Here is a 12971-nt window from a genome sequence, read left to right as displayed (position 1 = left end):
CCGGTTGCGGACCGCGGCCTTCCGCCGCTGCCGCGTACACCACCTGAAGAGCGCCAGAGCAGGCAAGGCCAGGCCATGGACATCGTGTCGCAAAATCGCAGTTTCGGAGGGGTCCAGGCGGTCTACCGCCATCCCTCGAACACCTGCGGCTGCGAGATGACCTTCGCCGCCTACCTGCCGCCGCAGAGCCGGTCCGGCCCGGTCCCCGTCCTGTGGTACCTCTCGGGGCTGAGCTGCACCCACGAGAACGCCATGACCAGGGGCGGTTTCCAGGAGCACGCGGCGCGCCACGGCCTCGCGGTGATCTTCCCCGACACCTCGCCGCGCGGCGAGAGCGTCGCGGACGATCCCGACGACGACCTCGGGCAGGGGGCGGGATTCTACCTGAACGCGACCCGCGATCCGTGGGCACGGAACTTCCGGATGTACGACTACATCCTGCACGAGCTGCGCAGCCTCGTCTTGGAACACCTGCCGGTGGCGGACCGCCACGGCATCACCGGGCATTCCATGGGCGGGCACGGGGCTCTGACCCTCGCGCTGCGCAACAGCGAGATGTTCGAGTCGGTCTCTGCCTTCGCGCCCATCGCCAACCCCACCCGGTCGGACTGGGGACGCAAGCAGCTCTCGGCCTATCTCGGCGACGATGAAAGCGCGTGGTCGCACCATGACTCGACGCTACTTCTCGAGGAGCTCGGCTGGAAAAGCGACATTCTCGTCGACCAGGGTGCCGACGACCAGTTCCTCGACCTTCTGCGGCCCGAGGCGCTGGCGGACACCATGGCGCGGCGGCGCCAGCCCGGTCGGGTGAGACTCCAGAGAGGCTATGACCACTCATACTACTTCGTTAACACTTTCGCCTGTGACCACGTCGCGTGGCACGCCGAAAGGTTGAACTGACGATGTTCCAAGGAAGGAAAACCATGTCTTACAAACTGCTTGCGGCAACGGTCGCGCTGGCATTGCCGGCCGGCGCCGCCCTTGCCCAGGACGGTGACGCGGAAGCCGGGGAGAACGTGTTCCGCAAGTGTCAGGCCTGCCACCAGGTCGGCGAGGACGCGCAGAACAGGGTCGGCCCGGTGCTGAACGGCGTGGTCGGCCGCACCGCCGGCACGCTCGAGGGCTACAACTATTCCGACGCGATGGTCGCGAAGGGCGAGGAGGGTCTCGTCTGGGACGTCGAGTCGCTGTCCGCCTATCTCGAGAATCCGCGCGACTACGTGAACGGCACCAAGATGTCGTTCGCCGGCCTGCGCAAGGAGGAAGAGCGCGCGGACGTGATTGCCTACCTGTCTCAGTTCTCGGAATCCGGGGGCTCCTGACGGGGCATGCGCGGGCGGCCGGTCGGGAGGAATCCCGAGGAGAGGCCGGTCGTCCGCTTGAAGACCCGTCGCGGCGGCATGTCCCGCCGCGGCGGACAGGACGGACGGAGTGACGTCAACAAGGGAGTTGGAAATGAAAAGGCTGACGCTTCTCACATCGGGACTCGCGCTCGTCGCCGGCATGGCCGCGGCGAACGACGACCTGATCACCCAGATGGACAACGCCGACCAGTGGGCGATCCAGACTGGCGACTACAAGAACCAGCGCTATTCCGAGCTGGATCAGATCAATGCCGAGAACGTGGGCGACCTGCAGGTGGCCTGGACCTTCTCGACCGGCGTGCTGCGCGGACACGAGGGCTCGCCGCTCGTGATCGGCGACACGATGTACCTGCACACGCCGTTCCCGAACATCGTCTACGCGCTGGATCTCGCCAACGACGGCAAGATCAAGTGGAAGTACGAACCGCAGCAGGACCCGGACGTGATCCCGGTGATGTGCTGTGACACCGTGAACCGCGGTGTGGCCTATGCCGACGGCAAGATCTTCCTTCACCAGGCCGACACCACCGTGGTCGCGCTGAACGCCGAGAGCGGCGAGGTGATGTGGGAAGTGGTGAACGGCGACCCCTCCAAGGGCGAGACGAACACCGCGACCGTGCTGCCGGTCAAGGACAAGGTCATCGTCGGCATCTCGGGCGGCGAGTTCGGCGTGCGCGGGTCGGTCACGGCCTACGACATGAACACGGGCGAGCAGGTCTGGCGCGCCTATTCCATGGGTCCCGACGAGGACATCCTCGTCGATCCCGAGAACACCACCCACCTGGGCGAACCGGTCGGCGAGAATTCCGGCACGAACACCTGGGAAGGCGACCAGTGGATGATCGGTGGCGGCACCACCTGGGGCTGGTACTCGGCCGACATGGACGAGAACCTGTTCTACTACGGGACCGGCAACCCCTCGACCTGGAACCCCTCGCAGCGTCCGGGCGACAACCGCTGGTCGATGACCGTGATGGCGCGGGACATCGACACCGGCATGGCCAAGTGGTTCTACCAGATGACGCCCCACGACGAGTGGGACTATGACGGCGTCAACGAGATGATCCTGACCGAGCAGGAGATCGACGGCGAAGAGCGCAAGCTCCTCACCCACTTCGACCGCAACGGCCTGGCCTACACCATGGACCGCGTGTCGGGCGAACTGCTCGTGGCCGAGAAGTACGACCCGGCGGTGAACTGGACCACCGGCGTCGACATGGACCCCGAGTCCGACACCTACGGCCGTCCGGCGGTGGTCGCGCAGTACTCGACCGAACAGCAGGGCGAGGACGTCAACACCACCGGCATCTGCCCGGCGGCGCTCGGCACCAAGGACCAGCAGCCGGCGGCCTACTCGCCCAAGACGGAAACGTTCTACGTGCCGACGAACCACGTCTGCATGGACTACGAACCGTTCCGGGTGAGCTACACCGCGGGTCAGCCCTATGTGGGCGCGACGCTCGCCATGTACCCGGCGCCCGACAGCCATGGCGGCATGGGCAACTTCATCGCCTGGGACAACATCAACGGCGAGATCAAGTGGTCGATCCCCGAGCAGTTCTCGGTGTGGTCGGGCGCCCTGGCCACCGCGGGCGACGTGGTGTTCTACGGCACGCTCGAGGGCTACCTCAAGGCGGTGCACGCCGAGACGGGTGACGAACTCTACCGGTTCAAGACCCCCTCGGGCATCATCGGCAACGTGATGACCTACATGCACGAGGGCAAGCAGCACATCGGCATCCTGTCGGGTGTCGGCGGCTGGGCCGGCATCGGTCTGGCGGCGGGCCTCACCAACCCCAACGACGGCCTCGGCGCCGTGGGCGGGTACGCGGCCCTGTCCGACTACACCGCACTCGGCGGCCAGCTGACGGTGTTCACGCTGCCCGACTGATCGGTCGCATGACGCCGGCCGGCACGCGGGTCTCGCGTGCCGGCCCCACACTATCCCTGACAGAATTCGAAAGGTGCGCCCGAATATGACGCGTCCCGCATCCCATATCCTTGCAGTCGCGGCGCTGGCCGTGGCCATTCCGGGCGGCGTCCTGGCCTGGAGCGACCAGCCCGTCAAACCCGATGCCGAGCACCCCCAGGTGCCCGTGGGCTACGAGGAAGACGGACAGTACTTCACCGAGGACGGCATCCCCACCTACCAGATCGACGACGACGGAACGGTGGACTGGCTGACCTTCTCGGGGTTCCGCCGCTACCACGCGGAATGCCATGTCTGCCACGGTCCGGACGGCGAAGGATCCACCTACGCGCCGAAGATCAAGAACTCGGCCGTGAACATGGACTATTACGACTTCTACGACGTCGTCGTGAACGGCCGGCAGAACGGCAACTCGGTGATGCCGCATTTCGGGGACAACCCGAACGTGATGTGCTACCTCAACGACATCTACGTCTACCTCAAGGCACGCGGCATGGACGCCGTGCCGCGCGGTCGCCCTCCCCAGAAGGACGCCAAGTCCGACACGATCGCAGAGATGGAAAATGCTTGCATGGGCTAAGTCCCTCGGTCGTGCCCTCGGTCTGGCCCTGCTCTTCTCCCAGGCGGGGCCAGTGTCGGCGCAGACATCGGATCTCGTCTCGCAGAACGCGTTCCGGGTCTGTGCCGACCCCGCGAACTATCCCATGTCCGACCAGGACGGGAGCGGCTTCGAGAACCGCATCGCGGAACTGTTCGCCGAGGCGCTGGACAGGCCGCTGACCTACGAATGGTATCCCATGGCGACGGGGTTCATCCGCAACACGCTGGCGGCGAACAAGTGCGACGTGGTGATCGGTTTCGCGCAGGGTCACGAGCTGGTGCAGAACACCAACCACTACTTCACGTCGACCTACGTGCTGATCGTGCCCGAGGACGGGCCGCTCGCGGACGTCACGACGCTGTCCGACCCCGCGCTGCAGGGCCTGCGCATCGGCGTCGTCGCGGGCAGCCCGCCGGCGACGCACATGGCGCGCGCCGGTCTTATCGGCAAGGCCAAGGCCTATCCGCTCTTCGTGGATCGCCGCTACGAGGATCCCGCCCCCGACATGCTCGACGACCTCGAGGCGGGCGAGATCGACGCGGCGGTGCTCTGGGGACCGCTTGGCGGCCCGCTCGTGAAGTCGGACCACCCGGGCTACAAGGTCGTGCCGCTCCTGAACGAACAGGGTGCGCCACGGCTGTTCTACCGCATCACCATGGGCGTGCGGCTCGGGGAGGATGTCTGGAAACGCGAGCTCAACTCGCAGATCCGGCGCAACCAGGACGCCATCAACACGATCCTCGCCGATGCGGGGGTCCCCCTTGTCACCGACATGGGCACAGAGGTGCTTGAGGTCGGGCAGTGAAACGGCTGCCGGCGGCGCTGCTCCTGATGGCGCTGCCGGCCTTCGCCGCGGCCGAGGTCGACGAACCCTCCGATTACCGCATGGACGAATACCGCGCGCCGGTGCCCGCGACGCTCGAAGGCGCGACCGTGGTCGGCCCCGAAGAGGCGCATGACCTCTGGGAGGGCGGCGCGGCGGCCTTCGTCGACGTGCTGCCGCGTGCGCCGAAACCCCCGAACCTGCCCGAGGGCACCATCTGGCGCGAAAAGAAGCGCCTGTCGATCCCGGGTGCGATCTGGCTGCCGAACGTGGGTTACGGCGCCATCGCCGAACAGACCGACGCCTATTTCCGCGCGGGCCTCGATCTCGCGACCGGGGGCGACATGGACCGGGCGGTCGTGTTCTTCTGCCTCGAGGAGTGCTGGATGTCGTGGAACGCGGCGAAGCGCGCGCTCGACTACGGCTACACGCAGGTCTACTGGCTGCCCGAGGGCACCGACGGCTGGGCGCTCTGGGACTATCCGCTGGAAGAGGTGCAGGCTCAGCCCGGCGGCTGATCCTCTCCGAGCCGGATCACCGGCCCGCCCGCCGCGCGCGCGTCCTCCTCGTCATGCGTCACCATCAGGACCGGCAGGCCCCGGTCTCGCGCGATGTCGAAGACCAGCGCGCGCACCTGGCCCCGCCGCGCCGCGTCGAGGCCCGAAAACGCCTCGTCGAGCAGCAGCGCGCGCGGGTCGGACAGGAGCATGCGCATCAGCGCCACCCGCGCCTTCTGCCCGCCCGACAGCGTCGCCGGGTCGCGGTCGGCGAACCCCTCGAGCCCGATCTCGGCCAGGGCCGCGTCGATCCGTGCCCGCCGCGCCGCGCGGCTGCCCCCCGGTGCGAGGCCGAAGGCGAGATTTCCGCCGACGCTCAGGTGCGGGAACAGGAGGTCGTTCTGGAACAGGATGCCTAGCCTGCGGCCCTCGGGCGGTGTGCCGGTCAGGTCCGCGCCGTCGAGCAGGACGCGGCCGGTGGCGGTGAAGCCCGGCGCCAGCGTCCCGGTGACGAAGGCCAGGAGCGTGGACTTGCCCACCCCGGACGGACCCATGACCGCCAGCACCTCGCCCGGGGGCACGTGCCGTTCCACCGCGATCAGTTCGGCGGCGCCCCGCGCGATCCGCACGTTCTCGAGCGTCAGTCCCTCAGACATGCAGACCCCGCCTGTTGCGCCACACGAGGGCCGGCACCGCAAGCGCGGCCGCGAAGGGCAGCATCACCGCCGCCGTCTGCGCCACGCCCCAGACCCCGATCGCCCGCCGGTCGCCGCCCGAAGCCAGCGCCACCGCCTCGGTGGTCAGCGTCGCCACGCGGCCACCGCCCACCAGCAGCGTCGGCAGGTACTGGCCCACGCTGACCGCGATGGCAACCGCCGCCGCCGTGAGGATCGGGCGAAGCAGCATGGGCAGGCGGACGCGCCACAGGACGCCGACCGGCGAGGTTCCCAGGGCCGCGGCCACCACCGCATGCCGCGGGTCCCAGGCCCGCCACGGGTCGCCGAGCGACAGGAACACGTAGGGCAGCACGAAGACCAGGTGCGCCAGCGTCACGGGACCGATCCCGCTGTCGAGCCCCGCCCAGAGCAGCAGCGTCTGCACCCCCGGCAGGAACGCCGTCTGCGGCACGAGAAGCGGCAGGTAGATCAGCCAGAGGCCTCGCCGCGACAGCGCGACGCCCCGGCGGTGCTCGGTCTCGAGGCACCCCACCACCAGCACCAGCGCCGCGGCGGTGGCAGCGGCGGCGATCAGCGCGGTCGTGCCGGCGGCGTCCGCGATCCCCGGCAGGTGCCGAGACCAGGACCCGGTGTCGAGCTGATCGGGCAGCGCGTCCGGAAAGCCCCAGAAGCCCGCGACGCTCCACACCCCGAGGCAGGCCAGCCCGCCCAGCACCGCCGCGGCCGAGAAGATGCCCGCCCCGAGGCCGATCGCCCGGAGCGCGGGGTCGGCGGCCCGTCCGCGGCCGCCGCGGGCGATCCACCGGGTGCCGAGGGCGGCGACCACGGCCTCTCCCGCCCGCCAGAGGCCGAGCGCGGCGATCACCAGCCCGAGCTGCAGCAGGGCGCCCGCCGCGGCCGTCAGGCGCATGGCAAGGTCCGGGTCGCCCATCCAGCGCACGATCTGCACCGACAGCGTCGGCGGCGTCGTCGGCCCGAGGATCATCGCCGCGTCCACCACCGACATGGAATAGGCCAGCACCACGTAGACCGGCAGGCGGATCTGTGCGTAGACCGCCGGGAACACCGCCTTGATCCAGCCTGCGACGCGCCCGTGCCCCAGTGCCGTGGCGACCTGCATCCGCCGCCGCGCATCCGCCTGCCCCAGGGCCGCGAGCGACATGAGCAGGAGGAACGGCATCTCCTTCGCGACGAGGCCTGCGATCAGCGCGAGGCCCCAGGGGTCCTGCACGATCAGGATGTCGGGCGGCCGCTCCCATCCCGTGAGCCAGGGCGAGACGAGCCGCGACACCCAGCCCGACGGCGCGACGAGAAAGGCGAGGCCGAAGGCCATCGCCGCGTGCGGCACCGACAGGAGCGGGGACAGCAGCCGCTCGAGCGCGCGGAACGCCCGCGTGCCCGCCCATCCGGCGAGGAGGAGCGCCACGCCGCCGAGCGCCAGCGCGGTCGCGACGAGACCCGTCACCACCGACAGCCGCGCCGCCGCCGCGAGCCCCGGCCAGTCGAGAAGCGACCGCAGCGGCCCGAGCGACAGGCCGGTGCCGCCCGCCGCCGGATGCAGCCCGGCCGCCGGCAGGAGCGTGCCGGCGAGACCCGCCGCGACCGGGCCCAGCATCGCCAGAACGGTGAGCGCGGGCAGGGCGCGCAGGCGTCCCGCCCTCGAGGTGGCCGTCACGCCGGCGCTACTGGCCGGCGGCGTAGCGGCGCGTCCACTCGTCGGCGATGCGCGTCATCCACGACGGGTGCGGTTCGGGCTGAACGGTCCCGAGTTCCTCGGGCGAGAGCGTGGCGATGCCCAGATCGAGCGCCTCGAACGCGGCGCGGTCCGCCTCCGGAAGCCCCGCGACGTCAAGCACGGTGCCATAGCCCAGGACGTCCGGGTCCTGCGCGCGGACCTGCGCCTCCGGCGACATCAGGAAGTTTGCGACCACCATCGCTCCCTCCTTCGAGCCCGAATTGTAGGGGATGGCGACGAAGCTCGCATTGCCGAGCGTCCCGTCCTCCAGGACGAAGGTCCGCACGCTGGGAGGCAGGCGGTTGTCGGCGATGGCGGTCGACGCCTCGCCCGGGCTGAATGATATGGCGAGGTCGATCTCGTCGTCGGCCAGGAGCTGCAGCTGCGCGGGCCCCGTCGCAGGGTAGGCGCGCCCCTGCCGCCAGAGCGCCGGCGTCAGCGCGTCGAGATAGTCCCAGAGCGGCGCCACGACCGCCTCGTAGTCGGCGGCGTCCGCGGGCTTCATCAGCGTCTCGTTGTCGTCGGTCAGCTCGATCAGCGTCTGCTTGAGGAACGTGGTCCCGAGGAAATCGGGCGGCTGAGGATAGGTGAAGCGGCCGGGATTGGCTTCGGCCCAGTCGAGGATCGCCTCGGCCGAGGGCAGCGGTTCGGGCAGGTCCTCGGTGTCGTGCATGAGCACCACCTGCGCCATGGCCCACGGCGCCTCGTAGCCCTCGGTCGGGACGGTGAAGTCGGTGGTCACGGCCTTGCCGTCCGTGTCCACGTATTGCCAGTTCGGCAGTGCCTCGGCGAAGGGCCCGAACAGAAGGTCCTGTTCCTTCATCGCGGCGAAGTTCGGCCCGTTGATCCAGATCAGGTCGACCGCGCCGTCGGCGTCCTCGCCCGCCTGCTTCTCGGACAGGACGCGCGTCACCGCGTCTGCGGTGTCGGCGAGCTTCACGTGCTCGAGCGTCACGCCGTGCCGGTCCGCCACCTGCTCGGCCACCCAGGCGATGAAGTCGTTCGTGGCTGTCGATCCGCCCCAGGCGTGCCAGTAGACCGTCTGGCCCTCGGCGCGGTCGGTCACCGCCTCCCAGTCGGCGGGGTCGGTCTGCCCGAGGGCGGGCGCGGCCAGGAACAGGGCCAGCGGCAGGGCGGAGACGGCACGGATCATCGGCGTCGGGTCCTTTCGGCAAAGATGGCGCGGGCGGCAAGCAGCCTCAGCGCGGCGGTGGCGTAACAGAGCGCGCCGAACGTCCAGGCGAGCGGCGGGAAACTCTCGGGCAGGAGGCACAGCAGCACGAAGAACAGGATCGTCTCCGTCCCTTCAAGCAGGCCGTTGGAATAGTAGAGGGACTTGGACCCCTGCGCGGCGGTTTCCATCCCGTGCCGCTCGGCGAGGATGGCGTAGCCGAGGAAGCTCGTGCCGTTGAAGTAGAACGAGGCGAGCAGGAAGGCCCCGGGCACCGCGTTCGCCTCGGGGTCGGCCAGCACGAAGGCCAAGGGGACCGCGCCGTAGAACAGGAAGTCGCAGGCGATGTCGAGGTAGCCGCCATAATCTGATTTCCGCGTCGCCCGCGCCACCGCGCCGTCGAGCCCGTCGAGAAGCCGCGAGGCGAGGAGCGGGACCAGTGCCCAGTGGGGCGCGCCGGCGGCGATGGTCGCGGCGGCGACCAGGCCAAGCGCCAGCCCTGCGAGCGTCACCTGGTCGGGCGTAATGCCCAGGCGCGCCACGCGCCGCCCGGCCGCGTTCAGCGGCGGGTCGATGAGACGGCGGGCATAGGTGTCGAGCATCGGGCGCGTCCGGCTGGGGCGTCACCCGCCAGAATGCACCGCAGCCGCGCGCCCGCAATGCGGCTGACGCGAACGTGACGGAGGTTACGCGCCGGAGGACCCGCAAAACCGGGCCTTCCGGCGCGACGGGACGCCGTCCCGGATCAGACGCCGCCGTCGCGGGCGGGGGTCCAGCGGTGCAGCCAGACCGGCGCGACCGGCGCCCCGTCGCCGTTTCGCAGCACCATGCGCAGCTCGGCGCTGTCCGCGCCGCCCGGCGCCAGCATGAAGCTCACGCGGTGCAGCTGGCCGCCGGGCAGCGGGAAGAGCGCGGCACCCGACACCTCCGCCCCGCCGGTCGCGGTGATCTCGGGCTTTGCCTCGCCCACGGCGCCCGCCACGTCGATCGTGCAGATCAGCACGCCCTCGCGGTCATGCGCCCGCCCGATACGGGTCTCGACGATGCGCGCGGGCATGTCCTGCGGCGGCGCGGCGCGGGTCCAGACGATGTCGTAGTCCCAGCTGCGCTCCTGCCCGGCCTCCAGCGCGCCGGACGGGCGCCAGAAGGCCACGACGTTGTCCATGAACTCGTCGGCGGTCGGGATCTCGACCAGCACCACCGATCCCTCGCCCCAGTCGCCGCGCGGCTCCACCCGGGCCGACGGCCGGTCATGGTAATGCGCCTCGGCGTCCTGGAACGCCTCGAAGCTGCGCGCGGTCTGATAGAGCCCGTAATGCCCCGGCGAGCGGTCCGAGAAGGTCGAGGTCTCGACCCGCGCGGGGTTCGAGATCGGCCGCCACAGCAGCTCGTCCGACCCGTTGCCCATCATCAGCACGTCGCTGTCATGCACCCGCGGGCGGAAATCGTCGGCGACCGCGTTGCGCAGCGCGCCCTTGAAATACATCGAGGTGAGCGCGGCGATGCCCGCGTTGTCGAGCGCGCGGCGCGGGATCACGGTCAGCGATACCTGTGTGCGCGTCTCGTCGTCGGGCCGCACCGACATGTCGAGGTAGCCGGCGAGCGACGGGCTGTCGATCACCGCCTCGAGCCGCACCGGATCGGCCTCGCCGCCTTGCGGCGCGTGCAGCCGGATGCGGGTGAAGCGCGGGAACTCCTCGGGCTCGGCACCGCCGGTGCCGATGGCGATCGCGCGCGACGACAGGCCGTAGACCATCTGGCGCCCGATGGCGCGGAAATACGTCCCGCCCTGCATCACCAGGAACTCGTCCAGAACGTCGGCCGCGTTCAGTGCCGTGCGCAGCCTGAGCCCGGTGAAGCCCGCGCCGGGACTTTCCGCCGGGATGTCGTCCTGGAAATACCGGGTGTCGTACGAGAAGACGCCGGGCGAGAACGGCACGGTTTCCAGCGTGCCCGCGGTGCCCACGATCTCGACGTCGACGGGGTCCGGAAAGTAGAGCCCCGGCGGCAACAGGTCGACCGCGTGCCCGTTCCCGAGCGGCAGCATGCCGGCGCGGCCAGGCAGCGGGCGGATGGCGCGGTAGCGGTCGTAGTTCAGATCCGCGAAGGGCGGCGCGAGCGTGCCGCTCGGGGCCGCGTACTCGGCCGCGGCGAGCGCGCGCGCCTCCTCGAGAAGCGACGGCATCCCTTGCGCGGCAACCCGCAGCGGCGAGAGCGCGACCGCGCCCAGCGTTCCGAGACCGGTGTTCAGGAAGGTGCGACGATGCATCGACAGGGCGACTCCATGAAGCGGATGATCGCGGGGGCCAGGACCAGCGGCAGGGCCACCGGCAGCACCCACACGAGCGCGGCGGGGTTCATCACGGCGACGGCCGCGAGGATCGCGGCCCCGGCCGCCGCCTCGAACGCGCCGGCAGGCAGCGTCATGCCATGACGCGACGGTCCCTTCCAGCCGCAATCGCGGCCAAGCAGGACCTCGCCCACGCTGACCACGTGGTGCACCATCACGATCGGCGCCAGGAGCGAGGACAGCACCGTCTCGATCAGGCCGGCGCGCAGCACGATGGCGCGCGCGTGCAGCCCGCGGGTCTGGCGCATCAGCCGCGCGATCCCGCAGATCTTGGGCGTCAGCAGCAGCGTCGCGACCGCGAGCAGCATCCAGCCCGCCTGCATCGTCACCGCGCCCGAGGCGAGCAGCAGGAGGGTCGCGAGCCACAGCGGCGCGGCCACGTAGCCCATGATCCCGACCGCCATGTGCAGGCGCGAGATCGGGTGCAGGCCCGGCGTCGCGATCAGGCGCGCGTGCTGGAGGTTGCCCTGGCACCAGCGGCGGTCCCGCTTGTGATATTCCGACAGCGTCTGCGGGCCGTCCTCGGCCGAGGCGCGGGTGTCCGCGTCGATCTCGATCCGCCAGCCGGCGCGGCGCATCCAGGCCGCCTCGACGAAATCGTGGCTCAGGACGTCGCCGCCGAGCGGCGCCGGGCCCGACAGGCGGGGCAGCGGCACCGCGTCGCGGAAGGCGCGCACTCGGATGAGGGCATTGTGGCCCCAGTAATTGCCCGCATCACCCGTCCAGGCCGAGAAGCCGGTCAGGAAGGTCGGGCCCATCAGGCGCTGGGCATTGCGCTGCAGGTGGCCGAACCGCGTCTCGGGCGGCAGGAGCCGCATGCCGGCCTGCAGGAGGCCCGTCGCGGGCGAGCGCTCCATGCGGTGCACCATGCCGCGGATGCGCTCGGCGCCCATCCGGCTGTCGGAATCGAGCACCAGCATGTAGTCGAACTCGGACCCCCAGCGGTCCAGCCAGTCGCCGATGTTGCCGGGCTTGCGGCCGGTGTTGTCGACGCGCCGGCGGTAGGTGATGCGGCCCATGCCGATCAGCGGCGCGAGCGCGGTCTCCTCCGCCTCGGCCTTGTCGGGCCGGGTGTCGGACAGAACGAAGATGTCTGTATGCGCCGCCATGCCCGCCCGCTCGAGGTCGCGCGAGAGATCCATCAGCGTCCGCGCCGGGCCGCGGGGATCCTCGCCGCAGAGCGTGAGCAGGATGGCGGTGCGGCTCCGGGGCTGCCAGCCCGGCCGGGGGCGGGCGATCTCGCGCGCGGGGAAGACGAGGCCGGTCACCGCCGTGGCGGCCCCGAGCGACAGCGCCGCCGAGGTCAGCGTCACGAGCGCCAGCGCCAGCACCGACCAGAAGGTCCAGGCGGTCACCACGGCGGCGAAGCCGGCCGCGACAAGCGCGGTCAGCGTGAAGGTCAGCGCAGCCACGAAGAGCAGCGGCGCGCGGGTCGGACGCGCGTCCGCGCCCGGGCGGCGCGCCGCCACGGGTCGGACCGCGGACGGGTCGAATCGGTGTTCTGGGACGTGCAGTGTCACGGCAATCCTCACAGCTCGGCTGGCCCGGGTCAGCGCCCGGGTGTGTCGGTTTCACCGGCAACTCTGCGATGCAGCAAAAAGTTCGGACCGCGCTGGAACCTCGCCGGGTTCTGCCGAAATCGTGAGTTGACTTGGGCGAATTCGCGCCGGTCGGCGGTGTCGCCGGCTACGCGCGCCGATGCGGGCGGATTGTCGCCGAGCGCGGCCCGGATTCGGTCCGGGCGCGCAGGCGTGCAACGTCGGGACGGTGCGTCAACGTCTGCCGATTGCCCCGGCCGGAAATGTCGCGCATAGAGCGCGGCA

The 12971-nt window shown here is 70.4% G+C and carries 12 protein-coding genes; 6 read left to right on the top strand and 6 right to left on the bottom strand.

The annotated features are described in order from the left end of the window. The first annotated feature begins 75 nt into the window (after positions 1 to 75). The 6 genes from fghA to RISW2_RS15755 all read left to right on the top strand — a co-directional run bounded on the left by fghA (position 76) and on the right by RISW2_RS15755 (position 5236). Positions 76 to 900 (top strand): S-formylglutathione hydrolase, encoded by an 825-nt coding sequence (fghA, locus tag RISW2_RS15780; protein ID WP_043773057.1) that lies wholly within the window; start codon positions 76 to 78, stop codon positions 898 to 900. Between the two features lie 23 nt (positions 901 to 923). Further along, complete coding sequence (locus tag RISW2_RS15775; RefSeq protein ID WP_043773055.1) at positions 924 to 1322, top strand: c-type cytochrome; 399 nt, start codon at positions 924 to 926, stop codon at positions 1320 to 1322. 133 nt (positions 1323 to 1455) lie between these two features. Further along, entirely contained in the window at positions 1456 to 3255 is a 1800-nt protein-coding gene (gene xoxF5, locus RISW2_RS15770; RefSeq protein WP_043773054.1) for a lanthanide-dependent methanol dehydrogenase XoxF5, read from the top strand. An 85-nt stretch (positions 3256 to 3340) separates the two neighbouring features. Then, a complete protein-coding gene (locus RISW2_RS15765) occupies positions 3341 to 3874 on the top strand; it encodes a c-type cytochrome, methanol metabolism-related (RefSeq protein WP_051492088.1) in 534 nt (177 codons plus the stop codon). Then, positions 3858 to 4700, top strand: coding sequence for a substrate-binding domain-containing protein (locus tag RISW2_RS15760; RefSeq protein WP_043773052.1), 843 nt, complete (start codon positions 3858 to 3860; stop codon positions 4698 to 4700). Before RISW2_RS15765 ends, RISW2_RS15760 begins: the two co-directional genes overlap by 17 nt. A 26-nt stretch (positions 4701 to 4726) precedes the next feature. After that, a complete protein-coding gene (locus RISW2_RS15755) occupies positions 4727 to 5236 on the top strand; it encodes a PQQ-dependent catabolism-associated CXXCW motif protein (RefSeq protein WP_156943873.1) in 510 nt (169 codons plus the stop codon). Here RISW2_RS15755 and RISW2_RS15750 read toward each other — a convergent pair. The 6 genes from RISW2_RS15750 to mdoH form a co-directional block, all read right to left on the bottom strand. Continuing rightward, positions 5221 to 5871, bottom strand: coding sequence for an ATP-binding cassette domain-containing protein (locus tag RISW2_RS15750; RefSeq protein WP_043773048.1), 651 nt, complete (start codon positions 5869 to 5871; stop codon positions 5221 to 5223). The two genes, RISW2_RS15755 and RISW2_RS15750, sit on opposite strands and share 16 nt — an antisense overlap. Further along, the gene (locus tag RISW2_RS15745; RefSeq protein WP_051492089.1) at positions 5864 to 7507 is read right to left on the bottom strand and encodes an ABC transporter permease; all 1644 of its coding nucleotides are present in this window, start codon (positions 7505 to 7507) and stop codon (positions 5864 to 5866) included. The genes RISW2_RS15750 and RISW2_RS15745 overlap by 8 nt, the downstream gene beginning before the upstream one ends. Positions 7508 to 7574: 67 nt before the next feature. Beyond that, positions 7575 to 8780, bottom strand: coding sequence for an ABC transporter substrate-binding protein (locus tag RISW2_RS15740; RefSeq protein WP_051492087.1), 1206 nt, complete (start codon positions 8778 to 8780; stop codon positions 7575 to 7577). Continuing rightward, on the bottom strand, positions 8777 to 9400 hold the full coding sequence (locus RISW2_RS15735) for a CDP-alcohol phosphatidyltransferase family protein (protein ID WP_043773046.1): 624 nt from the start codon (positions 9398 to 9400) through the stop codon (positions 8777 to 8779). The genes RISW2_RS15740 and RISW2_RS15735 overlap by 4 nt, the downstream gene beginning before the upstream one ends. Positions 9401 to 9543: 143 nt before the next feature. Continuing rightward, complete coding sequence (locus RISW2_RS15730) at positions 9544 to 11067, bottom strand: glucan biosynthesis protein (RefSeq protein WP_043773044.1); 1524 nt, start codon at positions 11065 to 11067, stop codon at positions 9544 to 9546. Then, positions 11046 to 12668: a glucans biosynthesis glucosyltransferase MdoH gene (gene mdoH / locus RISW2_RS15725; protein ID WP_244437592.1), complete on the bottom strand. Its 1623-nt coding sequence runs from the start codon at positions 12666 to 12668 to the stop codon at positions 11046 to 11048. The genes RISW2_RS15730 and mdoH overlap by 22 nt, the downstream gene beginning before the upstream one ends. Positions 12669 to 12971: the final 303 nt, after the last annotated feature.

The organism is Roseivivax isoporae LMG 25204 (assembly GCF_000521865.1).
Classification (GTDB): Bacteria; Pseudomonadota; Alphaproteobacteria; order Rhodobacterales; family Rhodobacteraceae; genus Roseivivax; species Roseivivax isoporae.
Note: the sequence above shows the minus strand (reverse complement) of the source record. Positions and strands in the feature narration are given on the sequence as shown.

Bases quoted from the DNA above. Each gene is read 5' to 3' on its own strand.
- fghA (WP_043773057.1), top strand. From the start codon at position 76: ATGGACATCGTGTCGCAAAATCGCAGTTTCGGAGGGGTCCAGGCGGTC.
- RISW2_RS15775 (WP_043773055.1), top strand. From the start codon at position 924: ATGTCTTACAAACTGCTTGCGGCAACGGTCGCGCTGGCATTGCCGGCC.
- xoxF5 (WP_043773054.1), top strand. From the start codon at position 1,456: ATGAAAAGGCTGACGCTTCTCACATCGGGACTCGCGCTCGTCGCCGGC.
- RISW2_RS15765 (WP_051492088.1), top strand. From the start codon at position 3,341: ATGACGCGTCCCGCATCCCATATCCTTGCAGTCGCGGCGCTGGCCGTG.
- RISW2_RS15760 (WP_043773052.1), top strand. From the start codon at position 3,858: ATGCTTGCATGGGCTAAGTCCCTCGGTCGTGCCCTCGGTCTGGCCCTG.
- RISW2_RS15755 (WP_156943873.1), top strand. From the start codon at position 4,727: ATGGCGCTGCCGGCCTTCGCCGCGGCCGAGGTCGACGAACCCTCCGAT.
- RISW2_RS15750 (WP_043773048.1), bottom strand. From the start codon at position 5,871: ATGTCTGAGGGACTGACGCTCGAGAACGTGCGGATCGCGCGGGGCGCC.
- RISW2_RS15745 (WP_051492089.1), bottom strand. From the start codon at position 7,507: ATGCTGGGCCCGGTCGCGGCGGGTCTCGCCGGCACGCTCCTGCCGGCG.
- RISW2_RS15740 (WP_051492087.1), bottom strand. From the start codon at position 8,780: ATGATCCGTGCCGTCTCCGCCCTGCCGCTGGCCCTGTTCCTGGCCGCG.
- RISW2_RS15735 (WP_043773046.1), bottom strand. From the start codon at position 9,400: ATGCTCGACACCTATGCCCGCCGTCTCATCGACCCGCCGCTGAACGCG.
- RISW2_RS15730 (WP_043773044.1), bottom strand. From the start codon at position 11,067: ATGCATCGTCGCACCTTCCTGAACACCGGTCTCGGAACGCTGGGCGCG.